We start from the raw sequence: 25,773 nt of genomic DNA on the forward strand, positions 1-25,773 counted from the left end.
TTCATGTTGCATCGTTATCTTCCAATGACAGAAGAAGACAAAAAAGAAATGTTACAAACGATCGGCGTTCAAACGATCGATGAATTATTCTCTGATATTCCAGAGAGTGTTCGTTTTAAAGGGGATTTAAAAATTAAAGAAGCAAAATCAGAGCCAGAGCTTTTAAAAGAGCTATCTCAAATGGCTAGTAAAAATGCTAACTTAAAAGAATACGCTTCTTTCTTAGGAGCAGGCGTATACGATCATTATGCTCCAGTAATTGTAGATCATGTTATTTCTCGCTCAGAATTTTATACAGCTTACACACCATACCAACCGGAAATTTCACAAGGGGAATTACAAGCAATCTTTGAATTCCAAACAATGATTTGTGAATTAACAGGAATGGATGTAGCAAACTCTTCTATGTATGACGGGGGTACAGCTTTAGCTGAAGCGGCAATGTTAGCAGCTGGCCATACTCGCAAAAAGAAAATTCTTGTATCTAGCGCGGTTCATCCAGAATCAAGAGCAGTACTTGAAACGTATGCAAAAGGTCAAAATCTTGAAGTTGTTGAAATTAATCATAAAGATGGTGTAACAGATTTAGACGTATTACAAAGTGAAGTAGATGATACAGTTGCTTGTGTAATCGTTCAATATCCAAACTTCTTTGGACAAGTTGAAAAATTAGCTGATATTGAAAAAATCGTTCATCAACAAAAATCATTATTTATCGTTTCTTCAAATCCATTATCATTAGGCGCATTAACACCACCAGGGAAATTTGGTGCTGATATTGTAATCGGTGATGCACAACCATTTGGTATCCCAACGCAGTTTGGTGGACCGCATTGTGGTTACTTTGCAACAACGAAAGCATTTATGCGTAAAATTCCAGGACGTCTTGTTGGACAAACTGTAGATTCAGATGGTAAACGTGGATTTGTATTAACGTTACAAGCACGTGAACAGCATATTCGCCGTGATAAAGCGACATCTAACATTTGTTCAAACCAAGCGTTAAATGCATTAGCAGCTTCTGTTGCAATGACGGCACTTGGCAAACAAGGTGTGAAAGAAATGGCACGTCAAAACATTTCTAAAGCACAATATGCAAAACGTCAATTTGAAGCGAAAGGCTTTACTGTAACATTTGCTGGACCATTCTTCAATGAGTTTGTTGTAGATTGCAAACGTCCAGTGAAAGAAGTAAACGATGCATTATTACAAAAGAATATTATCGGCGGTTACGATCTAGGCCGTGATTATAAAGAGCATGAAAACCATATGCTTGTAGCGGTAACTGAGCTTCGTACGAAAGAGGAAATTGACACACTTGTAAACGAAATGGGGGCTATCCAATGAAGAACCAAGACCAAGCACTTATCTTTGAAGTGACTAAAGAAGGACGCGTAGGATATAGCTTACCCAAATTAGATGTAGAAGAAGTGAAACTAGAAGATGTGTTTGAGAGCGATTATATTCGAGTAGAAGATGCAGAGCTACCAGAAGTATCTGAACTTGATATTATGCGCCACTATACAGCACTTTCAAACCGTAACCACGGTGTTGATTCTGGATTCTATCCACTTGGATCTTGTACGATGAAATATAATCCGAAAATTAATGAGAGTGTAGCTCGTTTCGCAGGATTTGCAAATATTCATCCACTGCAAGATGAAAAGACAGTACAAGGTGCAATGGAATTAATGTACGACTTACAAGAGCATTTAATCGAAATTACAGGTATGGATACTGTTACTTTACAACCAGCAGCTGGTGCACACGGAGAATGGACAGGTTTAATGTTAATTCGTGCATACCATGAAGCAAATGGTGATTTTAACCGTACGAAAGTAATTGTGCCTGACTCTGCTCACGGAACGAATCCAGCATCTGCAACTGTAGCTGGTTTTGAAACAATTACAGTAAAATCAAATGAAAATGGCCTTGTTGATTTAGAAGACTTAAAACGTGTTGTCAATGAAGAAACAGCAGCACTTATGTTAACAAATCCTAATACATTAGGTCTATTTGAAGAAAATATTTTAGAAATGGCAGAAATTGTCCATAATGCAGGCGGTAAATTATACTATGATGGTGCAAACTTAAATGCGGTATTAAGCCAAGCGCGCCCAGGAGATATGGGATTTGACGTTGTGCATTTAAACCTTCATAAAACATTTACAGGTCCTCACGGCGGTGGTGGCCCAGGTTCTGGTCCAGTAGGTGTGAAAGCTGATTTAATTCCGTACTTACCAAAACCGATTTTAGAAAAAACGGAAAATGGTTATCACTTCAACTACGACCGTCCAGAAGCAATTGGTCGTGTGAAGCCATTCTATGGTAACTTCGGAATTAACGTTCGTGCATACACGTATATTCGCTCTATGGGTCCAGATGGCTTGCGTGCAGTAACTGAGTATGCTGTATTAAATGCGAACTATATGATGAGAAGATTAGCACCATTCTACGATCTTCCATTCGATAGACATTGTAAGCATGAATTTGTATTATCAGGTCGTCGTCAAAAGAAACTTGGCGTACGTACATTAGATATTGCAAAACGTCTGCTTGATTTCGGTTACCATCCACCAACAATTTACTTCCCATTAAATGTGGAAGAATGTATTATGATTGAGCCGACAGAAACAGAATCAAAAGAAACATTAGATGGTTTCATTGATAAGATGATTCAAATCGCTAAAGAAGTAGAAGAAAATCCAGAAGTTGTACAAGAAGCACCGCATACGACAGTCATTAAACGTTTAGACGAAACGATGGCTGCACGTAAACCAGTTTTACGTTATGCAAAGCCAGCTCCTGTACAAGTTTGATTAGAATAACAAAAAAAGAACTCGCTGCGGCGGGTTCTTTTTTTGTATGGAGAATTTGTGCAGAAATAGTGAAGAAAATGTTAAAAAATTATATTTTTTGTTTCCTAATGGTGTAAAGGTGTAGTTTTATAGGTAGTTTTGTTGAAAAAGTCGGTTTGATAAAAGTATTTATTTTTGTTAGAATTTTATTGAAATTAAGAAGATGTGATGAGGCAAAAATTACTCATTTTATGTATATGTGAAAAAACGAGCAAGACGGGGGTGAAAGTGTGGGATATCGATGTTATAGAATGGTATACCATTTAGAAAATGGAGAAACAATTAAAGATGTAAAAGAATTTTGCTATCGAGACCAAGGGAAAGTGTTAGAAAGAGTAGCAAATCGTGTAATGGATAATAGAGAAGTGACGGCAATTGATAAACAAGGAACAATCATTTCAATAGCATGTGAGGACATTGTAAAGGTGGAACTTGATTACATAACAGAAAGTTAACCTTGAGTCATATCGAATTATTCGATAAAATAAACTGTTGAATGGTGAAGTGAGAAGAGAGGAGTTTATCATGGGTAGTACAAGACACTTTTATATGTTTATCTTAGCGTTTGTTCTTGTTGTGGCATTAACGATTTACTTAATCGTTGACAGCAGCTGGTACAACACAGTTCATCCGGCATTTCTTCTGTTTATGTATATAGGAATTGCAGTAGTAAGTTTCGGAATGAGAGACGAGATGTTAGATCGCTTTGAAAAGTGATACATATACGAAAGACCAACAGGGAAATGTTGGTCTTTTTTTCTTGGGGAAATTTCAAAAGGCACGTTCTTCAATAACGACAATACGAGAGCAGTAGTTTATAAAAAGAAACGCTATTTGGCACATCTTTTGGAGTATGTAATATAAAGCTGAAAATGATAACGAGAATGAGAAAGAAGAAAAATAAAAATAGGATCTGCTTATGTATAGAATTTTGCATATTATTCACTCCTTTTTTAGGTAGTATGTCCAAAAGAAAGGAGTGTATGAAGAATTTTAGGAGGGGAGAATGATGAACAAAAGAAAATGGTTATATAGAATAGGGGTACTTTTCGTTTCAATCGGTCTCATATTAGCAAATTTTTATTCAGACATACCATCACCGTTTCCTAATTTGCATAAAGGGATTGGTATAAGTATTGTCATAGTTGGTCTGTTTTGTCTTATTGCATCTAACTTTTATAGAAAATCTGAATGAATACAAAAAAGGACAGTTACTCTTTTTTAGAAGTACTGTCCTTTTTAAATAACTTATTCCATAGCTTGGCGATACTTCATATAATGACGATTGCAATGGAGGCGATAATGGACCAAACAATCGATATAATTTCAAGTGTCATGTTAGGAAAGAATGTGAGAATGGATAATACTTTATGAAACAATGATTCTATTATATGAAAACTTATTTGTAATAGAATGACAATCCCGAGTGTAATCCATGCTAACAGTTGATTCCCTTTTTCTTTCCACATGACATTCACCTCACGTTAGCTTAATAGTTTTAAGCCAACAGCGCCGCATAAAATGCAGCTTAAGAAAGCAAGACGACGCCAATCCGCTGATTCTCGGAAAATGAGAATGCCTAGAAGTGCACTTCCAGCAGTTCCGATTCCAGTCCAAATCGCGTAAGCAGTTCCCATCGGTAACGTGTTCATCGCAAGAGATAAGAAGAAGAAGCTTACGCCGAAGTTAGCGATTAAAATAACTTTTGGTGCCCAGCCTTTCTTTTCAGTGGCTACTTTCATAAAGAGTACACCAATAATTTCACAAATACCAGCTAGAATTAAAAATACCCAAGCCATTTTATGCAGCCTCCTTCGTTTCTTTTTCTTCTGTTACTCGTTTTAGACCAATTACTCCGAAGAAGATTAAACCGATTAATAAAACTTTTACAATAGAGAAAGGTTCTCCGAAGATGAAAATCTCTGTAAGAACGATTCCGCCAGCTCCGATTCCTGTGAAGACTGCATATACAGTGCCGACAGGTAAATCTTTATAAGCTCTAAATAATAAGACGAAACTAATTGTAATTAATAGAGCAACACCAGCCCACTCAAGTGGTGCCTCCGCTTTTTTTAGTCCAATCACCCAAAAGATTTCAATAATACCAGCGATGATTACATAAATCCATGCCATATGTCATTTCTCCTTCCTACCAGTCGTTAGGTAAAGTGCTTAAAAACGACGCATTGCAAAGGAGCAATCCGTCAGTTTGAAAGTCCGCGCCAAAATACTTTCCAAGAAGCGTCTAAACGTGTCTCAAAACGATTTAAACCTGCGTATAATAGTTCAACCATAAGACCATCGAGTAAGCATAGAAAAGCCTCTAAGGCGTCTTTTACTTCAATGTTATGCAGCTCATCTTGTTCGCTTGCTCTTTTAAATACAGGGAATAAAAGTTTTCCGACGTTTTCAATGTGTACATTTGCTTTATCAATAATTTGTTCGCGAAATGCATCAGGCGGAAAATAAGAAGTTCGTAACCAAAACATTGATTCTTCACTTTCACCAAATCGTTTTGCATACCCTTTTAATAATTTTAAAAGCAATTCTTCAGTGGACGAATTGGAAAAGCTTTCGATATCGCCTGTGAAGCTCTGCAAATCTTTTTGAAGAGCAGATTCTAAGCATATGAAATATAGCTCTTCTTTTCCTTTAAAGTGTGCGTAAATCGATGGTTTTTTAATCCCAACTTCTTGAGCAATATTTGCCAATGAAGTTCCTTCATAGCCGTAGCGTGCGAAATGAGAAAGTGCTACAGCTTTAATGCGGTTTGCTGTCATTTTCATCCCCTACCTACCGTTCGTTAGGTTAATTATATGAGATGAAAAATATAATGTCAATAGGTGAAGAGCTGAAAAAGAGCGTTATAGGTAACGCTCTTTTTAGACAGTCTCTCGCTTAATTAAATGGAATGAAAGCTCTTTTGCACTGCCGACAATTTGCTCGCTTTGAATCTGCTTATGGAATAAAGAAAAAGCATGTGAGCCCATTGCGAGACCGGGATGTTCAATTGTGGAAATTTCTAATGCCTTTGAAATTTCATGATTATCAAATCCAAGGATAGCAAGGTCTTCAGGTACTCGGATGCCATGTTTTCGAGCCTCTGTTAATAAACCAGCTGCAACTTGATCGTTCGCTGTGAAAATAGCAGTTGGACGATTTTTCATATTTAAAATACGATGGAGTATTTGTGCTCCGTCCTGCATTGTATAGCATTGGTGGAAAATCCATTCAGGATGCAACGTCTTCCCTTCGTTACAAAGTGTATCGGCGAACGCCTTTTCACGCTCCATGGAATTTACACTTGTTTTTCTCGCTAAACAAATTCCGATCTTTTCATGGCCTTTACTTAGTAAATAGGTAGTACCGAGACGAAAGCCTTCATAATGATCTACGTAGATGGATGAAATGAGGGGATGGTTCATTTTTTCACATGAAATAATAGGGGCAAATTTTGCGAAAGGTTCGATTTGTTCCCAAGAGCTCGTCCGGGAGCAAATAATCATCCCATCAAATTGTTTCATTTTCATCATTTCAAGAACACGAATTTCCTCAAGGCTATCGTAATTTGTTTGGCATAAATTAATGTGATACCCAGCTAATAATGCTTCGTTACCAATTCCTTCAATAATGGTACTGAAGTAGGGGAGGTTAATGAAAGGGAGCATAACGCCAATTGTATATGTTTTCCCTCTTATTAAATGGACAGCATTTATATTTTTTGCGTAGTTTAATTCTTCAACAGCATCTAGAACACGCTTACGCTTTTCTTCTTTTACGTAAGGGTGATTATTCAGGACACGAGAAACAGTTGATATCGATACACCAGCAGTTTTAGCAATTTGTTTTATATTGGCCATATGTATCACCTCTTTCTCTTATTATAAAGGGAAAATAATAAGAAAGAAAAAATCTTGACCTGAAAAGCTTTTCACAAACTATGGTATTAATAAGACTTCTTTTTATTCGCGTAACCTTTTCACTTGGGCGTAAGAATGATAGGGGTCTTTTTTGTTTGCAAAAAGTGTTGTCAAAATGTGTGAGAATAACGTGGAAAGTTTTCAAAGGTGTAGTTTGGTGACAAAGCGAATATGAAGAGCATATAAAGTGAAACTTTAATCAGTGGGCGCCATCCCCCACTGATTATTAGCCGGCACTAATCGGGCCGTTAGTGCGGGATCAACGCTTCGTTCGTTAAGAGAGCGGTATGAAAGGGCGGAAACAAATTGAAAAAAAGAATCATTTGTTTCGTGTTTTCTAGTTTTGTACTTAGTTCGTGTTCGTTTCAGCAAACGATGCAAGAAGAAAAACACTTTGTGGGAACAACAGGAGGAGCTATGGATCGTGTTACGGATCCTATTCCGCTAAAGGAAATTCCAAAATATTTTCCGGTGAAGTTTAAAGTTCCAACGTTTTTACCGTACGACATTATAAGTGATGTAAAGGGTGAAGTAAGAACGCTTGGGAAAAAGAAGGCTGTCTTAACGATTAAATATAAACAGCAGGAGCAAGGTAGAAATGAGTATATTGAGTTAAATGTCGCGAACTTTCCTTATAGTTTTCCGGATTTCGTGGAAGAGAAGCGATTTCAAGAACAAATGAAACTAAATAATGGAACGTCTGCTTATTTTAAAAATAAAGATGATTATGAACGTGGTGACGAATTTGCTACGCTTCTATGGAAAGAGAAAGGAATTGAATATCAGCTATTGTATCGGAATGTAGAAGAGAGCGATAAAGACACGATTAAGCAAAATTTATTATACATTGCGAATAAGATGAAATGAAAAAACTAGCTGATTTATTCAGCTAGTTTTTTGTATGTTATTATTTCTTTTTAATTTTGCCTGTCCAAGATTTAAATCCACCTTGTAATTGGTAGAAATCTTTGTAGCCTTGTTTTTTTAAGTATTGCGCTGCACGACCTGTACGGAATCCGCTTTGGCAATATAAGTAAACAGGTTGATCTTGACGAAGTTCTTTATGGCGAAGGCGAATTTGTGATAACGGAATGTTACGTGCACCTAAAATGTGCCCTGCGTTATATTCATCTGTTTCACGAATATCGATAAGCTGTGCTTTACGGTAGCCAGCGCGAAATTCTTCTTCTGTAAGAGTTTTAATTAATTTTTTCTGATAGAAGTACATCCATACAGTGTAGCCGATGAATGCTACGATTACGGCTAATAAAATAATCCAAGTTGTTGACACGATTCTATCGCTCCCTTTTTTCTTATCCTACTTTCAATATTATAATGCCCATATGTATTTATGCAACAGATTCATTTGCATATAAGAAGAAATTTCGTATTCTTTCACAAATTTTGTCGAATTTGGTAGACTAGAGAATGTGAAAAATACTTGGTTATATGAGGTGCAGGATGGGAAAAGAAAAATGGTGTTATATTAACTCTGGTCAATGTTCACCGGCATTTAATATGGCGTTAGATGAATGTTTATTAAATTGGCAAAGTGAAAAGAAAATGCCACCAACAATTCGTTTTTATGAATGGGAAGTACCAACATTAACAGTTGGATATTTTCAACGTGTTGAAAAAGATATTAATATGGATGTAGTTAACGAAAAGAAATATGGATTCGTTCGTCGTCAAACAGGCGGCAGGGGTGTACTACATGACAAAGAGTTAACGTATAGTGTTATTGTGTCTGAAGATCATCCGAATATGCCGAAAACAGTTACAGAAGCGTATCGTGTTATTTCGCAAGGCTTATTAGATGGTTTTAAGGCATTAGGGCTAGAAGCATATTATGCAGTTCCAAAAACAGAAGCAGATCGTGAAAATTTAAAAAATCCACGTTCAGGCGTATGTTTTGATGCACCATCTTGGTATGAAATTGTAGTGGAAGGAAGAAAAATTGCTGGTAGTGCTCAAACACGTCAAAAAGGTGTTATTTTACAGCATGGATCGATTCCATTAGAAATTGATTTAGATGAACTATATGATCTATTTTTATTCCCAAATGAACGTGTGAAGGAACGTATGAAAAGTATGTTTTCTTCTAAAGCGGTAGCAATTAATGAATTAACAGACCGTACATTTACGATAGAACAGTTAATTAAAGCGTTTGAAATTGGGTTTGAAAAAGGATTGGATGTAGAACTTGTTCCATATGAATTAACAGAAGAACAGTTACATGAAGTTCAAACGTTAGCGAAAGAGAAGTATGAAAGTAATGAGTGGAATTATAAAAAATAAGAGATGGCAATTGCCACCTCTTATTTTTTTATAGTAAATTAAGTACTTTTTCTACTTTGATTCCTTTATCTTGTAAAGAACGAAGGCGACTTACAACGTCCATAATTTCTTTGTCAAATGTAACGCTAATACCTTGGCTTTGTAGTTCTTCTTTTAAGCTTTCAATAGAATCATCTATGTCGATGCCAAGCTCATAATCTTGACAAACTTCAATTGTCTTTTTCACGAGTTTAACATAATTTTCTTGTAGTTTTGAATTTGTTTCAGTCAAAGCAGGCTGCTTCGGTTTTGCAGGAGCAACCGGTGCTGTTTCTTGCTTTGTAACTGGAGTAGGGACTACTTTTTTCACAGGTGCTGGAGTAGTTAGTTCTACAGCCGCTTCTACACTTACTGGCTTCGGTGTCGGTACCGGAGTAGGCTTAGGTGCCATAGCAGGTGTTTCCACACGCGTAACAGGCTTAGGAGCGGGTGGAATTGCTTTTGGAGCTTCTACAACTACTTCTTTTTTCGGCGCTGCTTCTACCTGTGTTTCTTCTTGCTCGGCAGCGTCTTTATTTTCTTTACTCCACATAACGCGTTCAATTTCTAGAGAAACATTGTTTTTGTTCATCGCTGTTAATGTAACTTTACCAACTTCAGCGTTTCCAGTGAAATCAACAATTTTATAAATAACACTCTTGTTCCAATCCACGTTTCCGCTCAAAAATAATTCTTCGTTACATTTCGGCGTTAAGCCCTCGATTTTAATTTCTGCGTTTACACCGTTTTCACTATATACCATAATTAGCGAAGCATTTACATCTTCGTCTGCTAACATTAGTTCACGTACCATTTTGCCGGTGCGTACTTGCGTTTTCTTCTTAACTGACATCTAATTTCTCCTCTCAAAAATTCAGTAATAATAAAAAAATCGTATAACGAAAAATAATTGCTCACGAAGATTTATGATACCGATAATAAAAGCATCACGTCAACAATTAACTTTAATTATTTTGCATTTTTCTTATTTTCTTTATGAAATTTTTCAATTTGTAAAATTAGACAGAAGAAAAACAGCCTTTTGAAGGGCTGTTAAAAATTTGATTTTTTGTATAGTAATTTATATAAAATAAAAAATAAGATAGCAATTAAGGCACTTTGCCAAAAGTTTAGATGGTAAATGAGATAAGGTTGCTTTTGGAAATAAATATTTAAGAATACAGCGGAACAAAATGGAGTAGCAAATGCGAATCCAAATAGAATTCTTCTTTTCCAATTCATTTTCTGATCAAAGGAGTAACGCTTTAATAAATATAAAATAAATAGTATACCTAGTATAATTATTGAAACAGACAAAGTAGTTCCAAGGATGCTAAAAGGCGGACTTGATAATGTATTGTTTTTTTCAAAGAGAAACATAAAAAATGAAATAATTGCATTTATGCCAAACTGTATAGCAAGAAGTAAGCTAATAGAAAATCCAATTAAAGAAGTTTTTTCTAACTTTGTTTGAGTTGGTAAAGCTGATATAAGTTCATCGCAATAAGATTGTAAATTATCTCCAAAGATGTCATAAGCGTTTTTATTTTCTGCTTGTGCTTCGATGAGGTGATCTAATATTTCTAGTAACAGTTCCTCCATTTGTTGCTCGGGTACGTTTGATATTCGAAGATATACTAACATATCACCATAAGCAGCCTCGTTTTCGGAAGTTAGAAGCTCACGTTTTTTATTATTCAATTCAATCATGTCTTGTGCATTCATCCCTATCACTCCCCCTGTAATAAGTTATTTACCGTAGTAGAAACCATTCCCCAGCTTTGTTTAAATTCTTCAAGTTGTTCTAACCCTTTATCGGTTACGTGATAATATTTTCGCTTTGGACCGAGTGAGGAAGCTTTTAATGTTCCTTCAATCAATTTTTCTTTTTGCATACGTAACAATAACGGATATATGCTTCCTTCGCTTACGAATGTAAAGCCGTGCTTATTTAATTTTGTACTCAGTTCATATCCGTACACTTCTTCTTGTGAAATAATGTATAGGATGCAACCTTCGAGCACACCTTTTAACATTTGGCTGTGCATGATTTCACCACCTTTTATTTAGGTAACTTGCGTTGCAAGGTAGCTGTTATCCAAATTATAACATTCAGTAACTTGCAAAGCAAGTTACTGAAGTGGAAAACTTTAATGCGTGTTAATTTTTCAATGCTTCCCATACTAACGAGAGGAGGGAAGCATATGAAACCATTTATGCCAAAACTCGTTTACTTTGAACCAAAGGCACTTGAATATCCACTTGGAAAAGAGCTTTATGAGAAGTTTACGAAGATGGGATTAGAAATTCGTGAAACGACATCACATAATCAAATTAGAAATTTGCCAGGAGAAAATGATTTGCAAAAGTATCGTAATGCAAAGGCTACACTTGTCGTTGGAGTGAGGAAGACGCTAAAGTTTGATACGTCAAAACCGTCAGCTGAATATGCAATTCCGCTCGCAACAGGGTGTATGGGACATTGTCATTATTGCTATTTGCAAACGACACTTGGGAGTAAGCCTTACGTTCGTGTGTATGTCAATCTTGATGAAATATTTGAGAAGGCAAAGCAATATATGGATGAAAGGGCACCTGAAATAACAAGATTTGAAGCAGCGTGTACATCAGACATTGTTGGAATTGATCATTTAACACATGCATTAAAGCGGGCGATTGAATTCATTGGAGAAAGTGAATATGGGCGCTTACGTTTCGTCACGAAATATTCGCACGTTGATCATTTATTAGATGCAAAGCATAATGGGAAAACTCGTTTTCGATTTAGTATAAATTCACGATATGTAATTAAAAATTTTGAACCAGGGACATCGCCGTTTGAGGAGCGAATAGAGGCTGCACGTAAAGTAGCAGGTGCGGGTTATCCACTTGGATTTATAGTTGCGCCGCTTTATATGCATGAAGGGTGGGAAGAAGGATACCGTGAACTATTTGAGCGACTGTACAATGCACTAAAAGATTTATCGATACCAAATTTAACATTTGAATTAATTCAACATCGCTTTACAAAACCGGCAAAAAAGGTCATTCAAGAGCGTTATCCGAAGACGAAACTTGAAATGGATGAAGAGAAGCGTAAATATAAATGGGGACGATACGGCATCGGAAAATACGTATATAAAAAAGATGAAGCAGCAGTATTGGAAGAAACGATAAGAGGTTATATAAATGAGTTTTTTCCTAATGCAGAAATACAATACTTTACTTAAGGGGAGTCTGTATGCAAATACAGATTCTTTTTTGTTTTATATATTTAGGCTCGTTTCCACCTTGTCACGTTATTCTTTCTGGTGTATCATTTTATTGATTGCTTCGTACGGAATAAGCAAAATGAACTTGGATGGAGGAAACCGATGCCTACCCCTAGTATGGAAGATTATATTGAACAAATTTATTTGTTGATTGATGAAAAGGGTTATGCCCGCGTATCTGATATTGCTGAAGCGCTTAGTGTACATCCATCCTCTGTAACAAAAATGGTGCAAAAATTAGACAAAGATGAATATCTAATTTATGAAAAATATAGAGGGCTTGTATTAACAACAAAAGGTAAAAAAATCGGAGAACGTCTCGTATATCGTCATGACTTGCTAGAGCAATTTATGCGTATTATCGGTGTGGATGAAGGTAAAATTTACAATGATGTAGAAGGAATTGAGCATCATTTAAGTTGGGAAGCGATTGATCGCATTGGTGATTTAGTGGAATACTTTGAACAAGATGCAGTCCGAGTGGAAACACTTCGCGGTGTTCAAAGAGCAAATGAAGAGAAAAGTAATTAAGGGGAACGTATGGCGTTTCCTTTTTTATTTCAATTCGAAAAGGATGGGAGAATTATGAAAGCAATTATTTTTGATTTTGATGGATTAATTGTGGACACAGAAACGATATGGTTTCACTCTTTCAGAGATGCTGTTCGTGAATACGGCGAAGAACTACCTTTAGAGGAATTTGCGAAATGCATTGGAACAACAGATGAGGTACTTTATGCATATTTAAATGATCAATTAAAAGAGAAGTTTAACAAAAGTGCATTAAAAGAAAAAGTGGCAACTTTACATAAAGAGAAAATGAAAATACCAAAAGCTCGTGACGGGGTAAAAGAATATTTAGAAGAAGCGAAAGAAATGGGATTAAAAATCGCACTAGCTTCTAGTTCGTCTAGAGAATGGGTTATTCATTTTTTAGAAGAGCTACAGATTCGAGATTATTTTGAAGTTATTAAAACGAGAGAAGATGTTGAGAAGGTAAAACCAGATCCAGCTCTTTATCGAATTGCAATAGAAGAATTAGGAATTAAGCCGTCTGAAGCTGTTGTGTTTGAAGATTCATTAAATGGATTGAGAGCAGCAATTGCAGCGGGATTAACGTGCGTTGTGGTACCTAATGATGTGACACGGAATTTACCATTTGAAAATCATCATCTTCGAATTGAAAGTATGAGAGAGAAAAGTTTAAAAGAAGTGCTTCAAAGTATAAAAAAAGACCGTATTTCCTAAAAGGAAGCACGGTCTTTCTTTTTGCTTTTTTTGCCTTCAATGACAGTTAAATGAGACTGTTTTCTTTTTCGTTTCAAAGTGGAAGAATTCCCTTTTTTACTTTTGTCATTAGAAGTATTTGACTTAAAGAAAGAATTGCCTAGGGGTGCTACATTTTGTTTCCCATGTTTGCGGTTCGATTGTTTTGCCGCACGCTTATATGAGCTTTGCGAATTTGCAGAACCACTGGAATTTGTAAACATCTTGTATAGCAAGTAAAAGATACCGACAACAAGTAACATGTACCCGATATTTCTTAATACACCCATGGGATTTGTAATAACAGATGAAACAAGGCCGAATATTGCCAATCCGATAATAAGCACAAATATAGCGAAAGTAAACGAACGACCGTTCATAAGGGACACCTCCTAAAAACGTATATTAAAATTAGTATATTAACGATGAGGAAAGGAGTTGAACACCATTTTTAAATAATTATTGTTTGTTCTCTAAACGTAATAATTCTTCAAACGATGCAATTGCTACTTCCACTTGATCATCCGTTGGTTCTTTCGTTGTTAATAGTTGTAGCCATAATCCAGGATATCCAAGTACGCGTAATACGGGAATATCTCGTAATCGATTTGTAAATTGCAATACTTCAAAAGAAATACCAAGTACAACTGGAATTAATAAAATTCTGTTTATAACTCGTGCCCAAAGAGGATCTGTAGGGACTAGGAAATAAACGAACATTCCAATAATGACTGTAAATATAATAAAGCTACTGCCGCATCTATAATGGAGACGAGTTTGCTTTTGAACGTTTTCTACAGTCAGAGGAAGGTCATTCTCATAAGCATTGATTACCTTATGCTCTGCACCGTGATACTGAAATACCCGCTTAATAAGTGGGGTTAAAGAAATAAAGTATATATAGCTCAATAATAGCATGAGCTTAATGACACTTTCGACAATGATTTGCCCAGTATGAGATGGGAAAATCGGTCTTGTTAATTCAGCTAATAGTGCAGGAACTGCTGTGAAAATGACTTTACCGAATATGAAAGATAAAACGCCAACAGCTGCAACTCCTAATACCATCGTTAATTTTGATTGTTCTTCTTTTTTATTAGCAATTTGTTCATCATCTTCTGGGTGGACGTCAAATCGTTCAGAAGCGAAGTTTAAATGCTTTGCTCCATTCGCACTTGCATCCACAATAGCGGCAATCCCTCGTAAAAATGGAATTTTTTTTAGGATAGATAATACTTTATTACGAACGCGTGGTAATCGATAAAATTCAATCGATTTATCTTTACGACGAACCGCTGTAACAGTATATTCTCTACCGCCAAACATAACTCCTTCTATGACCGCTTGCCCGCCATATATTTGTTTTGACTCTTCTGCCATGTTAACACCAACCTGTATTTGTTTCTCTCTTATGTAGAAAAAGAGGCAATTGTCATACTGGGTTCTGTCGTTTTGAAATAAGACAATCACCGAGTTTCCTTTATTTTATCGGCAAATACAAGTAGATGACAAGGGAAAATATTATGAGAGTCGGACATTTCTTATTCTTTTTATAGACAAATTTCGCAGGATTTAAACATGCTTCAAAATAGTTTCGGGCATACTATTGAGCGGAGGTGTCGATGTGAGTCAAGAACAATTAGGAACAAGGAATTTTGTGCAGATCGGTTTGTTTGGTGGAATCTTTTGGGGCGGGATATGGTATTTCCTTCATATATTTTCATTCACGGAGGCGGGACCGAATTATTTCCTTTTACCATTTGCGTTTGGAAGTTGGAAAGAGGGGGTATGGGGCAATGTGTCCGGAATAGTGTGTATGGGACTTCTTTCAATTTTGATTGCCTTTTTATATAAAGCATTTTTTGCAAAGTTTGAAGGGATTATTGCGGGAATTATTTATGGGCTATTTTGGTGGGCATTACTGTTTTTGGGGATGGGTTTAATGGCTCCTGTTATTAAAAGTGCGCTCCATTTGCCAAAAGAGACAATTGTAACGACAATATGTATTTTTATATTATATGGTGTGTTTATAGCATATTCTGTTTCTTATGCAGTAAATAGCAATAAAGTAGAACAAGAAGGGCAAGAGAAGACGAACTATTCAAATAAGTAACTCCTATGTTAAAATATTGTATAGATATTAATATTAAGGAGTTTTAAGAATATGAAAAAGTTACTCCTCGTAAACGGTCCTAACCTAAATCGCCTCGGTGTTCGTGAGGTAAATGTATATGGAAAGGGCACGCTAGCGACACTTGAAGCAGATATGAAGCAAGAAGCAGAAACAATGGGAGTGGAGTTAGAATGTTTCCAATCGAATCATGAAGGTGCCATTATCGACATTATTCATGAAGCGGAAGATATATATGAAGGGATCATTTTAAATCCGGGAGCATTTACGCATTATAGCTATGCGATTCGTGATGCCATTGCGAGCATTTCGATTCCTGTTATTGAAGTACATATTTCTAACATTCATCAGCGTGAATCATTCCGTCATGAATCTGTGACGGCAGCTGTTTGTGCAGGTCAAATTGTAGGATTTGGTTTTTATGGCTATAAGTTAGCGTTATTTGCATTAATGGAGAAATTGAGGGGGGCATAGAGTAATGGAGAAAATTGAAGGATTACGAAGTGCATTTGATGAGGCTGGCATTGACGGTATTTTGTTAACAAATGAACATAGTCGTAGATATATGGCTAACTTCACAGGAACAGCAGGCGTTGTTCTTATTTCAAAAGATCGTGCTCAATTTATTACAGATTTCCGTTACGTCGAGCAGGCAAGTAAACAAGCGGTTGGATATGAGGTTGTACAGCACGCAGGATTGATCATTGATGAAGTGGCAAAGCAAGTGAAAGAGCTTGGAATTCAAAAACTTGGTTTTGAGCAAGATACTCTTACATATAGTTCTTATTCAGTGCATAAGGAAGCGATTGATGCTGAATTTATCCCGACTTCTGGACTTGTAGAAAAGTTACGCTTGATAAAGACTGATTCAGAGATTAAGATATTAAAGGAAGCTGCACAGATTGCAGATGCTGCCTTTGAGCATATTCTATCATTCATTCGCCCGGGAGTATCTGAAATTGAAGTGTCAAATGAACTTGAATTTTTCATGAGAAAACAAGGAGCAACATCTTCTTCGTTTGATATTATCGTTGCTTCAGGTCTTCGTTCGGCATTACCGCACGGCGTGGCATCTGAAAAAGTGATAGAAACAGGAGATTTCGTTACATTAGACTTCGGCGCTTATTACAAAGGATATTGCTCTGATATTACTCGTACGATTGCAGTCGGTGAACCATCTGATAAATTAAAAGAAATTTATAATATCGTTTTAGAAGCACAACTACGTGGTGTGAACGGTATTAAAGCTGGTTTAACAGGTCGCGAGGCTGATGCGCTAACGCGTGACTACATAACGGAAAAAGGATATGGTGAATACTTTGGACACACTACTGGTCATGGAATAGGTCTTGAACTCCATGAAGCACCAGGTTTAGCGTTCCGTTCTGATACAGTACTTGAACCAGGTATGGCTGTAACAGTAGAGCCAGGTATTTATATTCCAGGTATTGGCGGCGTACGTATTGAAGATGATATCATTGTGACAAGTGAAGGTAATGAAGTAATTACGAAATCACCAAAAGAACTTATTATTTTGTAATACACAGGAGGATTTTTTTACATGATTTCAGTAAACGATTTTCGTACAGGTTTAACAATTTCAGTGGACAATGCCCTTTGGCAAGTACTTGATTTCCAACACGTAAAGCCAGGTAAAGGTGCTGCATTCGTTCGTTCTAAACTACGTAACATTCGCACAGGTTCTGTTCAAGAGAAAACATTCCGTGCAGGTGAGAAAGTAGAAAAAGCACACATCGAAAACCGTCGTATGCAATACTTATACGCAAGCGGTGAGGCTCACGTATTTATGGATAACGGAACTTATGAGCAAATCGAACTTGGTGAAAAACAAATCGAGCGTGAGCTTAAATTCCTAAAAGAAAACATGGAAGTAGCAATTATGACTTACCAAGGCGAAGTACTTGGTGTTGAACTTCCAAACACAGTTGAATTACAAGTTACAGAAACAGAGCCTGGTATTAAAGGTGATACTGCTTCTAACGTAACAAAACCAGCTACATTAGAAACTGGTCTTGTTGTACAAGTACCAATCTTCATTAACGAAGGCGAAATGCTTATCATCAACACTGGTGAAGGTAAATACGTTTCTCGTGCATAGTAAAAAAGCACTCGTGATAATTCACGAGTGCTTTTTTTATAGGAAATAGGGTAGATAGTAAATAACTGTTATTATAAAACTGACTAAAACAAGTGAAAGAGTACCCATAATAGATGGAGTCAAAACAATTTGAAATGGTTTTATTTCGCCAGTCTCAACGCCAGTTAATGTTTTACTTATTGCGTGATCTGTAATGTTATTTCTATGGTTACTCATAATAATTAACCACATAATTGCAAATATTGCTAAACTACCAAGGAAAAAGGTCTCTATAAATGACCAACCGACCAATAATGAAAAAAGATAAATAAGAGCTAATTCTACTACAACGGTTAAACTAACTTTCAATACCTTCATATTTTGCCACCTCATTCTGTAATTTCAACCAATTTAAAAAATTTTCACGTGACACGACATGCAGAGAGCAAGGTGACTTTACTTCTTTCTCTAGTGCAGCGTGTTCGTCTGGAAACTTGTTTTCCACATGCAATGAAATATAAGGTAGTTTTTCTTGTGCTTTTAAAGAGCGGATATTATTCGTTTTAGCACCAGCAAATACGTAGGAAAGTTGTAAGTCTAAAAAGGCGATTTTAAAGATTTCTTTTTTAGCAGCCTCGTTATAGCCTTTTCTCCAGTACGGATAGCCGAGCCAACTACCAATGTGAGATTGCTTTTTCTCATTATTAATATGTTTAAGTGTGGTGAGGCCAATTATTTCATTTTATTCATTCACAATCATTCTCGATAAGGATTTCTTTTGACGCTCTTCTTCTATTGCGAAAAGAAGAAATGTTTTCGTGTCTTCGATGTTTTCTACCGTTATCCCCAATGCATTTTTTATATGTGGATCACTTGATAGCTCGAAAATCACATTTGTATAGCATAAATCTAGTGGTAATAAAGTGACGTGCTGCATGGTTTAACCCCCTTTTAAACTAAATATACCATAATATACCATGAAATAATATGAATATTCAGATTGTAATTCAGACTTTAGAGAAAAATTATGTTTTTACTTCTGAAATAGACAACCTCTGCATATGGTTGTACAAATATATTCTTTTTTAGAATACGAAGTTAGTAACTGTTACGGGAGAAGGTGGAAGAATGAAACAGTGGCTAGCGGCAATGGAAACATCCGTGCTTGTTATGGGGGCACTTCGATTATTTTCAGGTAGTGCGGAGATATTTGCTGCTTTGCTTATGCTTTATGTGAATGATGCGAAGAAAGCGTTGTTTATAAATGGTATGTTGGCGTTTGTTGGACCTACCGTATTAATTTTAACAATGACAATTGGGATAGCGAGTGTAGCAAGTGAAATTTCTTTCTTGAAGCTCTTTTTTCTAGCGCTTGGAATTTGCTGTATTTTTATCGCATTACTGAAATAGTAAGTCGAGTATAGTGGGGAGAAGCCGATGAAAGAGGTATTAGAAGTTTTACCAAAAACGATGAAGTACTTAATTGAAGAATGTGAGCAATACGATGCTTTAGAGGAAATTCGTGTTCGAATTGGAAGACCGCTAGAGTGTATTGCACACGGAAAGGTGTTTTTTTATGACTATATCACTACTGCAGAGGATGCTATTTACTTATTGAATAAGTTAAGTCAATTCTCAATTTATACGATGGAAGAGGAATTAAAACGTGGGTATGTGACGCTTCGCGGGGGGCATAGAATCGGGTTAGCGGGAAAAGTCATTACAGAAAAAAGCGCAGTGAAAATGATTCGTGATGTCTCTTCCTTTAATATTCGTATTGCTCGTCAAAAAATAGGGATTGCTGAACCGCTTTTGCCATATTTGTATGAAAAAAGATGGTTAAACACGATGGTAATTGGCCCTCCGCAAACGGGAAAAACGACGCTTTTAAGAGATGTAGCACGTTGCATGAGTCAAGGGGTAAGTGCTTCGGAAATTCCTTCCTGTAAAGTGGGGATCGTTGATGAACGGTCAGAAATTGCCGGCTGTGTGAAAGGGATCCCGCAATATGATTTTGGTACCCGAGTCGATGTGTTAGACGCATGTCCAAAGGCAGAAGGAATGATGATGATGATTCGTTCTATGAGTCCTGATATTTTGATCGTAGATGAAATTGGTCGTAAAGAAGATAGTGAAGCAATTATGGAGGCAGTGCATGCAGGTGTTCAGCTTTTTATAAGCGCACACGGATTTTCCTATGAGGATGTTGTGAGACGTCCATCGCTCAAGGCAGTGCTAGAGCTTCGTATATTTGATAGGTTTGTGGAGTTGTCAAAAGCGAGGGGTCCAGGAACGGTTATGCAGGTGAAAGATAAATATGGAAAACCAGTGTTATCAAATAGAAAGGCTGAGGGCGTATGGTGAAAATATTTGGTGCAGTGTTAATCGTTGCGGTCAGCACCTTTTTCGGGTTTTCATACGCTAAAAGATACAGTGAAAGGCCGAGGCAACTTAGATTATTAAAATCAGCACTTCAATCATTAGAGGCAGAAATTATGTATGGACACACACCTTTATCAGAGGCTGCCGAGCGATTAGTTAAACAAATGCCGAAGCCATTAAATTGGATATTTCAAAGTTTCGCTAAAAAACTAGAAAGTGGAGAACAAACAGTAAGGGAAGCTTGGATAGATAGTTTGAAAGAGAATTGGAAGTTGACGGCGTTTCAACAAACCGAGTTTGAAATACTGCAGCAATTTGGTGAAACGCTCGGGCAACATGATCGTGAATCACAACAAAAACATATTCGCTTATGTATTACACATTTGGAGAGAGAAGAAGAGGAAGCAAAAGCTTTACAACTGCAATACGAGAAAATGATCAAGAGCTTAGGGGTACTAGCAGGGCTACTTATTGTAATTTTACTGCTATAGGGGGGAGAAAGGCGATGTCCATTGATGTTGGATTAATATTTCAAATCGCCGGAATCGGCATTGTTTTAGCTTTCATTCATACTGTACTAAAAGAATTGAAGCGTGAGGATATTGCAAATTGGGTTATCCTTGTCGGTTTTGTCGTCATTTTATTTCATGTCGCATTTTTAATTAATACGCTATTCGACAAGATTAAAAGTGTCTTTCTCTTCCAGTAAAGGAGGCGGTTCGAATCGAAATTATACAAATTGTCGGATTAGGCCTCGTTGCTACGTTTTTAGCTGCTGTTTTGAACCAGCATAAATCTAGCATTACATCTTTATTTATTGTGTTCGTAGGTAGCGTGATGTTTCTTATTTTAATTGATCAAATTCATGCTATTTTACAAATGATTGAGAGAGTAGCGAGTGAAGCGAAAGTTAGTAACGTCTATGTGGAAACGTTACTAAAGATTATTGGAATTGCTTATATTGCTGAGTTTGGAGCCCAAATTACAAAAGATGCTGGTCAAGGTGCCATCGCTTCGAAAATTGAACTTGCTGGGAAAATCCTCATTCTCGTTATGGCAATTCCTATTTTGACGGTTGTAATTGAAACTATTCTCGGATTTTTACCGACGGGATAAGGGGGAGTGAATGTTGAGGAGGTTTGGAGCTAAGCTGCTATTTGCTTGCTTCCTTTTCTTTTCTTTACCGGTTGTTGTACAAGCTTCTCCTGTAGAAACAAACGTCGTTGATCAACAATTGGATAAGCTCGGAATTGAAGATGTGAAGCAATTTTGGGACGGGCTTGTTATAAAATATGGAGGCTATTTGCCAGAGAGTCAAAAAGGGAGTTTTATGGAGTTTGTAAAGGGAGAAAAAGAATTCTCTCTAAAAGAGTGGATGATAGGGTTATTAAAATATTTATTTCATGAGCTTGCAGCTAATGGAAAACTGCTTGGCACACTTATTATGCTCACAATCTTTAGTGCATTGTTGCAATCACTGCAATCCGCTTTTTCAAAAAGTAGCGTAAGTAAAATTGCTGATGCTGTTGTATATATGGTACTTATTATTTTTGCTTTAAATAGTTTTTATGTCGTTATGACATATGCAAGAGAAACGATACAAACAATGATAGATTTTATATTAGCATTATTGCCAATTTTGCTGGCGCTTATAGCAACTGGCGGGGGGGTTGTATCTGTATCGTTTTTTCATCCGGTTATCATTTTCTTAATGAATACGAGTGGGCTTCTTATGAATTATATCGTTCTACCACTTTTATTACTGGCAACGATATTAAGTATTGTAAGTACAATGAGTGATCAATATAAAGTGACGAAATTGTCCAAGCTTCTGCAAAATGTTAGCGTTAGGATTATCGGTATTTTTTTAACGATTTTTTTAGGAGTATTATCTGTACAAGGAACAGCAACAGCTGTTGCTGATGGAATAGCTGTGAAAACTGCTAAATTTGTAACAGGAAACTTCATTCCAGTAGTTGGAAGGATGTTTACAGAAGCGGCAGATACTGTTATTAGCGCATCAGGATTATTGAAAAACACAGTCGGAATTATTGGGCTCGTCATTTTATGCTTAATTGTTGCCTTTCCAGCGATTCAAATTTTCTGTATCGCATTTATTTATAAATTCGCAGCAGCAGTATTGCAACCGGTTGGCAGCGGAGCAATTATTCAATGCTTAGACATTATTGGACGAAGCATCATTTACGTATTTGCTTGCTTAGCTATCGTATCATTTATGTTCTTTTTAAGTATTACAATTATTATTGCTGCGGGGAATATTACACTTATGATGCGGTAGGAGGTGAAGAGTATGCAATTTGTTACAGAGTGGATTAGAAATATTATCGTTTTTTTGCTCTTAGCGACAATGCTTCATCTTATTCTTCCAAATTCGAATTTGCAAAAATACGTTAAATTTGTTGTAAGTCTTTTGTTAGTTGTATTAATTTTAACGCCTCTTTTTAAATTATTGCAGACAGATGTAAATGAAGTAATTGCAAATTTTAATGAAGAAAAGTACGTAGCAGAAGGATCTGTAAAAAATTCAATAGATTCGAAGAAAAAAGAAATACAAGCTCTAACACGTGCATATAGTTTAGAAGAGATGGCTACCAAAATGAAAAAAGAAGTAGGAAAAGAGTTTGAGAAAAAGTATGGTATGACTGTCTCTGAAATACAAATAGTCGCAGCAGAAAATACAGAAGAAGTAAAGTCGGCGAAAGATATTCAATCTGTTGTTGTGACGTTGAAAGAAAAAGAACGCAGTAAAAATGATGCAATCGAAACAGTAAAGCCAATTGAAATTAATACGAAAGAGCCTCCAAAAAAAGTGGAAGAAACGAATGTGGAAATGAAAGATTTCTTTTCAAGCAGGTGGCAACTAGAGGGTAAACAAATCCAAGTTCAAATGGAAGGGAGGACAGGTAGAGTAAATGGACAATAAAGATAAAAATTCGAAGTTCTCATTTTTTCGAAACTTATTGAATGGGGATCAAAAAGAAAGCAACGAGAAGGGTAAAAAGGTAACACCTAAGTTTTTACTTGTCCTACTCATACTTGGAATTTTGCTTATGTTTTCTAGTAGTCTATTTTCAAGTGAAAAAGAAGAAGTACCTGTATTTAAAGAACAAAAAACTCAAAACCAAGAAAAAGACGTACCAACTTTCGGACAAAAAAATAATGATAGTATGTCAAATGTAGAAAAATATGAAAAAGCGTATGAACAAGAATTAAAAGCTGCTTTAGAAGAAATAGCAGGAGTAAAAGACGTAACGATTAAAGTGAATTTAGATTCATCTGAAGAAAAAATTTTAGAAAAAAATACAGTGAAACGCTCACAAACAACAGGTGAAACAGATAAAACAGGCGGTAAGAGAGAAGTAGAGGACGAGTCTCTTGATGAAAAGACTGTCATTATACGTGAAGGGGATAAAGAAACTCCTGTTGTTTTACGAACAGAGAAGCCGAAAGTACGTGGTGTTCTTGTCGTAGCAAAGGGAGTGGATAATATACAAGTTAAAGCAATGGTAAAAGAAGCTGTGATAAGGCTGCTAGATGTACCAGCCCATCGCGTTTCAGTTTCACCGAAAAATTGATAGGGAGGAAATAAAGTGTTAAAAAAACAAACAGTTTGGCTATTAACGATGTTAAGTTTAGTTGTTGTACTATCTGTGTATTACGTGACAACTCCTGACAAAATGAATACAGCATCGCCGGCAACAGGTGAAAAGATTGGACAAGAAAAACAAGGTACTGATAAAGCAGTAACAAACGAAGCACCTAAAGAAAACCCGAAAAAAGAAAATACAAGCAAGGAAACAACAAATAAAGAAACAGACAAAAAAGAAAATACTAAAAAAGAAACAAGTAAAAAAGAGGGTAATGTATCAGTTCAATCAAGTGATGAGAATTTCACAGCCTTACGTATGCAAATGGAAGATCAACGTAGTGAAGCGAAAGCAAAATTACAAGAAGTGATGAATTCTTCGAAATCTTCAGCAACAGAAAAGAGTAAAGCGAAAGATAACTTTGATGCAATCACTACAATGGAAACGAAGCAAGAATTACTTGAGACAGTAATTAAATCTCAAGGAGGATATCCAGATGCTCTTGTAAGAGCTGATGGTACAGATATTAGAGTAACGGTTAAAGCGGCAAAACATTCACAGAAAGAAGCAAATAAAATTATTCAACTTGTAAGAAGTGAAGGCGGATCAAAAGATGTAGGTGTGAAATTTGATCCACCAGCGAAATAAGTGAAACTTTAATCCGTAGGGGGTTTCCCTGCGGATTATTACCTTTTACTAAGCAAAGGGTATGCAAATAGTGGAATAGAGTATGTAAGTACGTGTGAATAGAAAAAAGCTATCATTTTCGATAGCTTTTTTCTATTTTGTCTTTGTAGTTATTTTTACTATGTTCAACTCGGAATGGAGAAACACGTTGTGAGTAAAAGATTAATGGTTCATGGTACTGATGATTACTTTTTCCGGATTTGACGTGGATGCAAAGAACACATGCCCAAACGATTACGGCAGGTAAAAAGAGGATGAGCCATATCATATTTCCACACCTCAGCACAATATATTTTCTACACTTTGAACATACTATTCTTATATGAAGGAATGATGAACGGCGTGTAAACAAAAATTAATATTTGGTAAAAATATGTTATTGACTATAGATGTGGTGAAGAGTGGAGAGGGAATGGCGTGTTTGCTATGTAACGTTTTGCAAAAATAGTGAATGTTTTTTTGAAGTGGTCTTGCCAATTTCGTGTGAAACTTGGTATTATTACTAGGTAATAATTTTTTTATTGGAATAATATTTTTTACAGGAGTTTCGATTTATTATAAAGAAATATAAATTGGAATGTTTAAAAAATTTATCGTAAAATGGAAATAGTAAATATTTCTATTAGTTAATGAAATATATTTTCTAATAGAATACATCGTATTTTTACAGTCAATCTAGTTTTGTGACGAGAATCTGTAAAAACGGGACAAACAAGAGTATGGGAGTGGATTTTACATGTTTAAAATTCAAGAAGTTCGTGAATTAATTAAATTAATTGATAGCTCTAATATTGATGAATTTGAATACAAAAAAGACGGTACAACAATCAAAATGAAAAAGCGTGGTAATGAAGTTGTTGCTGTGCAAGCACCTGCAGCAAAACAAGCTATGCAACCAGTAGCGCCTGTTGAAGTTGAAACGACAGTAGCAGCAGCGCAAGCAGAAGCACCAAAGCAAGAAGAGAAGAAAACTGTTCAAGATGAAAACCTACATAAGATTACCTCACCAATGGTAGGTACATTCTATTCTTCATCTTCACCTGATACACCTCCATATGTAAGTATTGGGGATAGAGTATCGAAAGATTCTATCGTATGTATTGTCGAGGCTATGAAGTTATTTAACGAAATTGATGCTGATGTAGAGGGCGAAATTGTTGAAATTCTTGTTAATAACGGACAGCTTGTTGAGTATGGACAACCGCTATTTCTTGTAAAAGCGTAATAAGGGAGTC

Annotated in this window: 37 protein-coding genes and 1 pseudogene; 24 read left to right on the top strand and 14 right to left on the bottom strand. The window is 36.2% G+C overall.

Annotated elements, in window-relative coordinates; translation table 11 throughout:
- The first annotated feature begins 3 nt into the window (after nucleotides 1-3).
- The 5 genes from gcvPA (at nucleotide 4) to N2V92_RS13765 (ending at nucleotide 4,053) form a co-directional block, all read left to right on the top strand.
- Nucleotides 4-1,347 carry an aminomethyl-transferring glycine dehydrogenase subunit 1 gene (gene gcvPA, locus N2V92_RS13745; RefSeq protein ID WP_000903240.1) on the top strand — a complete coding sequence of 448 codons (1,344 nt, stop codon included), beginning with the start codon at nucleotides 4-6 and terminating at the stop codon, nucleotides 1,345-1,347.
- The gene (gcvPB, locus tag N2V92_RS13750; RefSeq protein WP_000795712.1) at nucleotides 1,344-2,819 is read left to right on the top strand and encodes an aminomethyl-transferring glycine dehydrogenase subunit 2; all 1,476 of its coding nucleotides are present in this window, start codon (nucleotides 1,344-1,346) and stop codon (nucleotides 2,817-2,819) included. The genes gcvPA and gcvPB overlap by 4 nt, the downstream gene beginning before the upstream one ends.
- Nucleotides 2,820-3,109: 290 nt before the next feature.
- Nucleotides 3,110-3,313, top strand: a complete 204-nt coding sequence (locus tag N2V92_RS13755; protein WP_000262496.1) for a DUF3929 family protein — start codon at nucleotides 3,110-3,112, stop codon at nucleotides 3,311-3,313.
- A gap of 70 nt (nucleotides 3,314-3,383) precedes the next feature.
- A complete protein-coding gene (locus N2V92_RS13760; protein ID WP_000535933.1) occupies nucleotides 3,384-3,575 on the top strand; it encodes a hypothetical protein in 192 nt (63 codons plus the stop codon).
- Between the two features lie 289 nt (nucleotides 3,576-3,864).
- Nucleotides 3,865-4,053 carry a hypothetical protein gene (locus N2V92_RS13765; protein WP_002082175.1) on the top strand — a complete coding sequence of 63 codons (189 nt, stop codon included), beginning with the start codon at nucleotides 3,865-3,867 and terminating at the stop codon, nucleotides 4,051-4,053.
- A 76-nt stretch (nucleotides 4,054-4,129) separates the two neighbouring features.
- On the opposite strand, the gene N2V92_RS13770 is transcribed toward N2V92_RS13765, so the two are convergent.
- The 5 genes from N2V92_RS13770 to N2V92_RS13790 form a co-directional block, all read right to left on the bottom strand.
- Nucleotides 4,130-4,327: a DUF3975 family protein gene (locus N2V92_RS13770; protein WP_000265400.1), complete on the bottom strand. Its 198-nt coding sequence runs from the start codon at nucleotides 4,325-4,327 to the stop codon at nucleotides 4,130-4,132.
- Nucleotides 4,328-4,342: 15 nt separating this feature from the next.
- Nucleotides 4,343-4,657 (bottom strand): DMT family transporter, encoded by a 315-nt coding sequence (locus N2V92_RS13775; protein WP_000312623.1) that lies wholly within the window; start codon nucleotides 4,655-4,657, stop codon nucleotides 4,343-4,345.
- Nucleotide 4,658: 1 nt separating this feature from the next.
- Nucleotides 4,659-4,991: a DMT family transporter gene (locus tag N2V92_RS13780; RefSeq protein WP_000312340.1), complete on the bottom strand. Its 333-nt coding sequence runs from the start codon at nucleotides 4,989-4,991 to the stop codon at nucleotides 4,659-4,661.
- Nucleotides 4,992-5,062: 71 nt separating this feature from the next.
- Nucleotides 5,063-5,644 carry a TetR/AcrR family transcriptional regulator gene (locus tag N2V92_RS13785; protein ID WP_002082177.1) on the bottom strand — a complete coding sequence of 194 codons (582 nt, stop codon included), beginning with the start codon at nucleotides 5,642-5,644 and terminating at the stop codon, nucleotides 5,063-5,065.
- Between the two features lie 96 nt (nucleotides 5,645-5,740).
- Nucleotides 5,741-6,718 carry a LacI family DNA-binding transcriptional regulator gene (locus tag N2V92_RS13790; RefSeq protein ID WP_001273990.1) on the bottom strand — a complete coding sequence of 326 codons (978 nt, stop codon included), beginning with the start codon at nucleotides 6,716-6,718 and terminating at the stop codon, nucleotides 5,741-5,743.
- A gap of 390 nt (nucleotides 6,719-7,108) precedes the next feature.
- On the opposite strand from N2V92_RS13790, the gene N2V92_RS13795 reads away from it, so the two are divergent.
- On the top strand, nucleotides 7,109-7,645 hold the full coding sequence (locus N2V92_RS13795) for a hypothetical protein (RefSeq protein ID WP_033668925.1): 537 nt from the start codon (nucleotides 7,109-7,111) through the stop codon (nucleotides 7,643-7,645).
- Nucleotides 7,646-7,685: 40 nt separating this feature from the next.
- Here N2V92_RS13795 and N2V92_RS13800 read toward each other — a convergent pair whose 3' ends face one another.
- The gene (locus N2V92_RS13800; protein ID WP_000108654.1) at nucleotides 7,686-8,069 is read right to left on the bottom strand and encodes a rhodanese-like domain-containing protein; all 384 of its coding nucleotides are present in this window, start codon (nucleotides 8,067-8,069) and stop codon (nucleotides 7,686-7,688) included.
- A gap of 170 nt (nucleotides 8,070-8,239) precedes the next feature.
- Here N2V92_RS13800 and N2V92_RS13805 point away from each other — a divergent pair, with 170 nt between their 5' ends.
- The gene (locus N2V92_RS13805) at nucleotides 8,240-9,076 is read left to right on the top strand and encodes a lipoate--protein ligase family protein (RefSeq protein ID WP_000514076.1); all 837 of its coding nucleotides are present in this window, start codon (nucleotides 8,240-8,242) and stop codon (nucleotides 9,074-9,076) included.
- 28 nt (nucleotides 9,077-9,104) lie between these two features.
- Here N2V92_RS13805 and N2V92_RS13810 read toward each other — a convergent pair whose 3' ends face one another.
- The 3 genes from N2V92_RS13810 to N2V92_RS13820 form a co-directional block, all read right to left on the bottom strand.
- Nucleotides 9,105-9,947, bottom strand: coding sequence for a hypothetical protein (locus tag N2V92_RS13810; protein WP_000111891.1), 843 nt, complete (start codon nucleotides 9,945-9,947; stop codon nucleotides 9,105-9,107).
- A gap of 200 nt (nucleotides 9,948-10,147) precedes the next feature.
- A complete protein-coding gene (locus N2V92_RS13815) occupies nucleotides 10,148-10,819 on the bottom strand; it encodes a DUF1129 family protein (RefSeq protein WP_000993585.1) in 672 nt (223 codons plus the stop codon).
- 5 nt (nucleotides 10,820-10,824) lie between these two features.
- Nucleotides 10,825-11,142, bottom strand: coding sequence for a PadR family transcriptional regulator (locus tag N2V92_RS13820; protein ID WP_000556083.1), 318 nt, complete (start codon nucleotides 11,140-11,142; stop codon nucleotides 10,825-10,827).
- Between the two features lie 156 nt (nucleotides 11,143-11,298).
- On the opposite strand from N2V92_RS13820, the gene splB reads away from it, so the two are divergent.
- The 3 genes from splB (at nucleotide 11,299) to N2V92_RS13835 (ending at nucleotide 13,614) form a co-directional block, all read left to right on the top strand.
- On the top strand, nucleotides 11,299-12,324 hold the full coding sequence (splB, locus tag N2V92_RS13825) for a spore photoproduct lyase (RefSeq protein ID WP_000802106.1): 1,026 nt from the start codon (nucleotides 11,299-11,301) through the stop codon (nucleotides 12,322-12,324).
- A gap of 144 nt (nucleotides 12,325-12,468) precedes the next feature.
- Nucleotides 12,469-12,897, top strand: a complete 429-nt coding sequence (gene mntR / locus N2V92_RS13830; protein ID WP_001143081.1) for a transcriptional regulator MntR — start codon at nucleotides 12,469-12,471, stop codon at nucleotides 12,895-12,897.
- A 54-nt stretch (nucleotides 12,898-12,951) separates the two neighbouring features.
- On the top strand, nucleotides 12,952-13,614 hold the full coding sequence (locus N2V92_RS13835) for an HAD family hydrolase (RefSeq protein ID WP_014894887.1): 663 nt from the start codon (nucleotides 12,952-12,954) through the stop codon (nucleotides 13,612-13,614).
- Here N2V92_RS13835 and N2V92_RS13840 read toward each other — a convergent pair.
- The gene (locus N2V92_RS13840; protein ID WP_001014463.1) at nucleotides 13,611-14,012 is read right to left on the bottom strand and encodes an SA1362 family protein; all 402 of its coding nucleotides are present in this window, start codon (nucleotides 14,010-14,012) and stop codon (nucleotides 13,611-13,613) included. The two genes, N2V92_RS13835 and N2V92_RS13840, sit on opposite strands and share 4 nt — an antisense overlap.
- Before the next feature lie 79 nt (nucleotides 14,013-14,091).
- Complete coding sequence (locus N2V92_RS13845) at nucleotides 14,092-15,012, bottom strand: DUF1385 domain-containing protein (RefSeq protein ID WP_000807119.1); 921 nt, start codon at nucleotides 15,010-15,012, stop codon at nucleotides 14,092-14,094.
- Nucleotides 15,013-15,256: 244 nt separating this feature from the next.
- Here N2V92_RS13845 and N2V92_RS13850 point away from each other — a divergent pair, with 244 nt between their 5' ends.
- Genes N2V92_RS13850 through efp form a run of 4 tightly spaced genes read left to right on the top strand, consistent with a single transcriptional unit; the run spans nucleotide 15,257 to nucleotide 17,882 of the window.
- A complete protein-coding gene (locus tag N2V92_RS13850) occupies nucleotides 15,257-15,745 on the top strand; it encodes a YqhR family membrane protein (protein WP_000076885.1) in 489 nt (162 codons plus the stop codon).
- Between the two features lie 51 nt (nucleotides 15,746-15,796).
- Nucleotides 15,797-16,237 carry a type II 3-dehydroquinate dehydratase gene (aroQ, locus tag N2V92_RS13855; RefSeq protein ID WP_000735141.1) on the top strand — a complete coding sequence of 147 codons (441 nt, stop codon included), beginning with the start codon at nucleotides 15,797-15,799 and terminating at the stop codon, nucleotides 16,235-16,237.
- Between the two features lie 4 nt (nucleotides 16,238-16,241).
- Nucleotides 16,242-17,303 carry a Xaa-Pro dipeptidase gene (pepQ, locus tag N2V92_RS13860; RefSeq protein WP_000411021.1) on the top strand — a complete coding sequence of 354 codons (1,062 nt, stop codon included), beginning with the start codon at nucleotides 16,242-16,244 and terminating at the stop codon, nucleotides 17,301-17,303.
- 21 nt (nucleotides 17,304-17,324) lie between these two features.
- Nucleotides 17,325-17,882, top strand: a complete 558-nt coding sequence (gene efp, locus N2V92_RS13865) for an elongation factor P (protein ID WP_000626513.1) — start codon at nucleotides 17,325-17,327, stop codon at nucleotides 17,880-17,882.
- 36 nt (nucleotides 17,883-17,918) lie between these two features.
- Here efp and N2V92_RS13870 read toward each other — a convergent pair whose 3' ends face one another.
- Both N2V92_RS13870 and N2V92_RS13875 read right to left on the bottom strand, forming a co-directional pair.
- Nucleotides 17,919-18,239, bottom strand: a complete 321-nt coding sequence (locus tag N2V92_RS13870; RefSeq protein ID WP_000866225.1) for a hypothetical protein — start codon at nucleotides 18,237-18,239, stop codon at nucleotides 17,919-17,921.
- Nucleotides 18,220-18,798: pseudogene (locus N2V92_RS13875) on the bottom strand (GNAT family N-acetyltransferase). Before N2V92_RS13875 ends, N2V92_RS13870 begins: the two are co-directional and overlap by 20 nt.
- Nucleotides 18,799-18,989: 191 nt before the next feature.
- Between N2V92_RS13875 and N2V92_RS13880 the strand changes: the two are divergent.
- The 9 genes from N2V92_RS13880 to N2V92_RS13920 are packed head-to-tail and all read left to right on the top strand — an operon-like array spanning nucleotide 18,990 to nucleotide 24,499.
- Nucleotides 18,990-19,271 carry a YqhV family protein gene (locus N2V92_RS13880; RefSeq protein ID WP_000816050.1) on the top strand — a complete coding sequence of 94 codons (282 nt, stop codon included), beginning with the start codon at nucleotides 18,990-18,992 and terminating at the stop codon, nucleotides 19,269-19,271.
- Nucleotides 19,272-19,298: 27 nt separating this feature from the next.
- The gene (spoIIIAA, locus tag N2V92_RS13885; RefSeq protein ID WP_000665903.1) at nucleotides 19,299-20,225 is read left to right on the top strand and encodes a stage III sporulation protein AA; all 927 of its coding nucleotides are present in this window, start codon (nucleotides 19,299-19,301) and stop codon (nucleotides 20,223-20,225) included.
- Nucleotides 20,219-20,734, top strand: coding sequence for a stage III sporulation protein SpoIIIAB (gene spoIIIAB / locus N2V92_RS13890; RefSeq protein WP_000238701.1), 516 nt, complete (start codon nucleotides 20,219-20,221; stop codon nucleotides 20,732-20,734). The genes spoIIIAA and spoIIIAB overlap by 7 nt, the downstream gene beginning before the upstream one ends.
- A gap of 14 nt (nucleotides 20,735-20,748) precedes the next feature.
- Nucleotides 20,749-20,952: a stage III sporulation protein AC gene (spoIIIAC, locus tag N2V92_RS13895; protein WP_000020914.1), complete on the top strand. Its 204-nt coding sequence runs from the start codon at nucleotides 20,749-20,751 to the stop codon at nucleotides 20,950-20,952.
- A 23-nt stretch (nucleotides 20,953-20,975) separates the two neighbouring features.
- On the top strand, nucleotides 20,976-21,359 hold the full coding sequence (gene spoIIIAD / locus N2V92_RS13900; RefSeq protein WP_079245909.1) for a stage III sporulation protein AD: 384 nt from the start codon (nucleotides 20,976-20,978) through the stop codon (nucleotides 21,357-21,359).
- Nucleotides 21,360-21,369: 10 nt separating this feature from the next.
- The gene (gene spoIIIAE / locus N2V92_RS13905; RefSeq protein WP_170264796.1) at nucleotides 21,370-22,542 is read left to right on the top strand and encodes a stage III sporulation protein AE; all 1,173 of its coding nucleotides are present in this window, start codon (nucleotides 21,370-21,372) and stop codon (nucleotides 22,540-22,542) included.
- Between the two features lie 12 nt (nucleotides 22,543-22,554).
- Nucleotides 22,555-23,187: a stage III sporulation protein AF gene (gene spoIIIAF / locus N2V92_RS13910; protein WP_001161037.1), complete on the top strand. Its 633-nt coding sequence runs from the start codon at nucleotides 22,555-22,557 to the stop codon at nucleotides 23,185-23,187.
- The gene (gene spoIIIAG, locus N2V92_RS13915; RefSeq protein WP_000368884.1) at nucleotides 23,177-23,839 is read left to right on the top strand and encodes a stage III sporulation protein AG; all 663 of its coding nucleotides are present in this window, start codon (nucleotides 23,177-23,179) and stop codon (nucleotides 23,837-23,839) included. Before spoIIIAF ends, spoIIIAG begins: the two co-directional genes overlap by 11 nt.
- A 15-nt stretch (nucleotides 23,840-23,854) precedes the next feature.
- Nucleotides 23,855-24,499, top strand: coding sequence for a SpoIIIAH-like family protein (locus tag N2V92_RS13920; protein ID WP_016077257.1), 645 nt, complete (start codon nucleotides 23,855-23,857; stop codon nucleotides 24,497-24,499).
- Between the two features lie 112 nt (nucleotides 24,500-24,611).
- On the opposite strand, the gene N2V92_RS13925 is transcribed toward N2V92_RS13920, so the two are convergent.
- Nucleotides 24,612-24,806: a hypothetical protein gene (locus N2V92_RS13925; protein WP_003309905.1), complete on the bottom strand. Its 195-nt coding sequence runs from the start codon at nucleotides 24,804-24,806 to the stop codon at nucleotides 24,612-24,614.
- A 468-nt stretch (nucleotides 24,807-25,274) separates the two neighbouring features.
- Between N2V92_RS13925 and accB the strand changes: the two genes are divergently transcribed.
- A complete protein-coding gene (accB, locus tag N2V92_RS13930; protein WP_000472862.1) occupies nucleotides 25,275-25,763 on the top strand; it encodes an acetyl-CoA carboxylase biotin carboxyl carrier protein in 489 nt (162 codons plus the stop codon).
- Nucleotides 25,764-25,773: the final 10 nt, after the last annotated feature.

It is taken from the genome of Bacillus sp. CH_48, from assembly GCF_038008465.1.
Classification (GTDB): Bacteria; Bacillota; Bacilli; order Bacillales; family Bacillaceae_G; genus Bacillus_A; species Bacillus_A thuringiensis_S.

Excerpts from the sequence above, each read along its gene's own strand:
- spoIIIAE (WP_170264796.1), top strand. The coding sequence starts at position 21,370 with ATGTTGAGGAGGTTTGGAGCTAAGCTGCTATTTGCTTGCTTCCTTTTC.
- pepQ (WP_000411021.1), top strand. The coding sequence starts at position 16,242 with ATGGAGAAAATTGAAGGATTACGAAGTGCATTTGATGAGGCTGGCATT.
- N2V92_RS13770 (WP_000265400.1), bottom strand. The coding sequence starts at position 4,327 with ATGTGGAAAGAAAAAGGGAATCAACTGTTAGCATGGATTACACTCGGG.
- N2V92_RS13815 (WP_000993585.1), bottom strand. The coding sequence starts at position 10,819 with ATGAATGCACAAGACATGATTGAATTGAATAATAAAAAACGTGAGCTT.
- aroQ (WP_000735141.1), top strand. The coding sequence starts at position 15,797 with ATGAAAAAGTTACTCCTCGTAAACGGTCCTAACCTAAATCGCCTCGGT.
- N2V92_RS13880 (WP_000816050.1), top strand. The coding sequence starts at position 18,990 with ATGAAACAGTGGCTAGCGGCAATGGAAACATCCGTGCTTGTTATGGGG.
- accB (WP_000472862.1), top strand. The coding sequence starts at position 25,275 with ATGTTTAAAATTCAAGAAGTTCGTGAATTAATTAAATTAATTGATAGC.
- N2V92_RS13925 (WP_003309905.1), bottom strand. The coding sequence starts at position 24,806 with ATGATATGGCTCATCCTCTTTTTACCTGCCGTAATCGTTTGGGCATGT.
- spoIIIAF (WP_001161037.1), top strand. The coding sequence starts at position 22,555 with ATGCAATTTGTTACAGAGTGGATTAGAAATATTATCGTTTTTTTGCTC.
- N2V92_RS13810 (WP_000111891.1), bottom strand. The coding sequence starts at position 9,947 with ATGTCAGTTAAGAAGAAAACGCAAGTACGCACCGGCAAAATGGTACGT.
- spoIIIAC (WP_000020914.1), top strand. The coding sequence starts at position 20,749 with ATGTCCATTGATGTTGGATTAATATTTCAAATCGCCGGAATCGGCATT.
- N2V92_RS13760 (WP_000535933.1), top strand. The coding sequence starts at position 3,384 with ATGGGTAGTACAAGACACTTTTATATGTTTATCTTAGCGTTTGTTCTT.
- spoIIIAB (WP_000238701.1), top strand. The coding sequence starts at position 20,219 with ATGGTGAAAATATTTGGTGCAGTGTTAATCGTTGCGGTCAGCACCTTT.
- N2V92_RS13765 (WP_002082175.1), top strand. The coding sequence starts at position 3,865 with ATGATGAACAAAAGAAAATGGTTATATAGAATAGGGGTACTTTTCGTT.
- N2V92_RS13805 (WP_000514076.1), top strand. The coding sequence starts at position 8,240 with ATGGGAAAAGAAAAATGGTGTTATATTAACTCTGGTCAATGTTCACCG.
- N2V92_RS13840 (WP_001014463.1), bottom strand. The coding sequence starts at position 14,012 with ATGAACGGTCGTTCGTTTACTTTCGCTATATTTGTGCTTATTATCGGA.
- N2V92_RS13845 (WP_000807119.1), bottom strand. The coding sequence starts at position 15,012 with ATGGCAGAAGAGTCAAAACAAATATATGGCGGGCAAGCGGTCATAGAA.
- splB (WP_000802106.1), top strand. The coding sequence starts at position 11,299 with ATGAAACCATTTATGCCAAAACTCGTTTACTTTGAACCAAAGGCACTT.
- N2V92_RS13755 (WP_000262496.1), top strand. The coding sequence starts at position 3,110 with ATGGTATACCATTTAGAAAATGGAGAAACAATTAAAGATGTAAAAGAA.
- gcvPA (WP_000903240.1), top strand. The coding sequence starts at position 4 with ATGTTGCATCGTTATCTTCCAATGACAGAAGAAGACAAAAAAGAAATG.
- spoIIIAG (WP_000368884.1), top strand. The coding sequence starts at position 23,177 with ATGGACAATAAAGATAAAAATTCGAAGTTCTCATTTTTTCGAAACTTA.
- N2V92_RS13835 (WP_014894887.1), top strand. The coding sequence starts at position 12,952 with ATGAAAGCAATTATTTTTGATTTTGATGGATTAATTGTGGACACAGAA.
- gcvPB (WP_000795712.1), top strand. The coding sequence starts at position 1,344 with ATGAAGAACCAAGACCAAGCACTTATCTTTGAAGTGACTAAAGAAGGA.
- N2V92_RS13790 (WP_001273990.1), bottom strand. The coding sequence starts at position 6,718 with ATGGCCAATATAAAACAAATTGCTAAAACTGCTGGTGTATCGATATCA.
- N2V92_RS13870 (WP_000866225.1), bottom strand. The coding sequence starts at position 18,239 with ATGAAGGTATTGAAAGTTAGTTTAACCGTTGTAGTAGAATTAGCTCTT.
- mntR (WP_001143081.1), top strand. The coding sequence starts at position 12,469 with ATGCCTACCCCTAGTATGGAAGATTATATTGAACAAATTTATTTGTTG.
- N2V92_RS13775 (WP_000312623.1), bottom strand. The coding sequence starts at position 4,657 with ATGGCTTGGGTATTTTTAATTCTAGCTGGTATTTGTGAAATTATTGGT.
- efp (WP_000626513.1), top strand. The coding sequence starts at position 17,325 with ATGATTTCAGTAAACGATTTTCGTACAGGTTTAACAATTTCAGTGGAC.
- N2V92_RS13780 (WP_000312340.1), bottom strand. The coding sequence starts at position 4,991 with ATGGCATGGATTTATGTAATCATCGCTGGTATTATTGAAATCTTTTGG.
- N2V92_RS13785 (WP_002082177.1), bottom strand. The coding sequence starts at position 5,644 with ATGAAAATGACAGCAAACCGCATTAAAGCTGTAGCACTTTCTCATTTC.
- N2V92_RS13820 (WP_000556083.1), bottom strand. The coding sequence starts at position 11,142 with ATGCACAGCCAAATGTTAAAAGGTGTGCTCGAAGGTTGCATCCTATAC.
- spoIIIAA (WP_000665903.1), top strand. The coding sequence starts at position 19,299 with ATGAAAGAGGTATTAGAAGTTTTACCAAAAACGATGAAGTACTTAATT.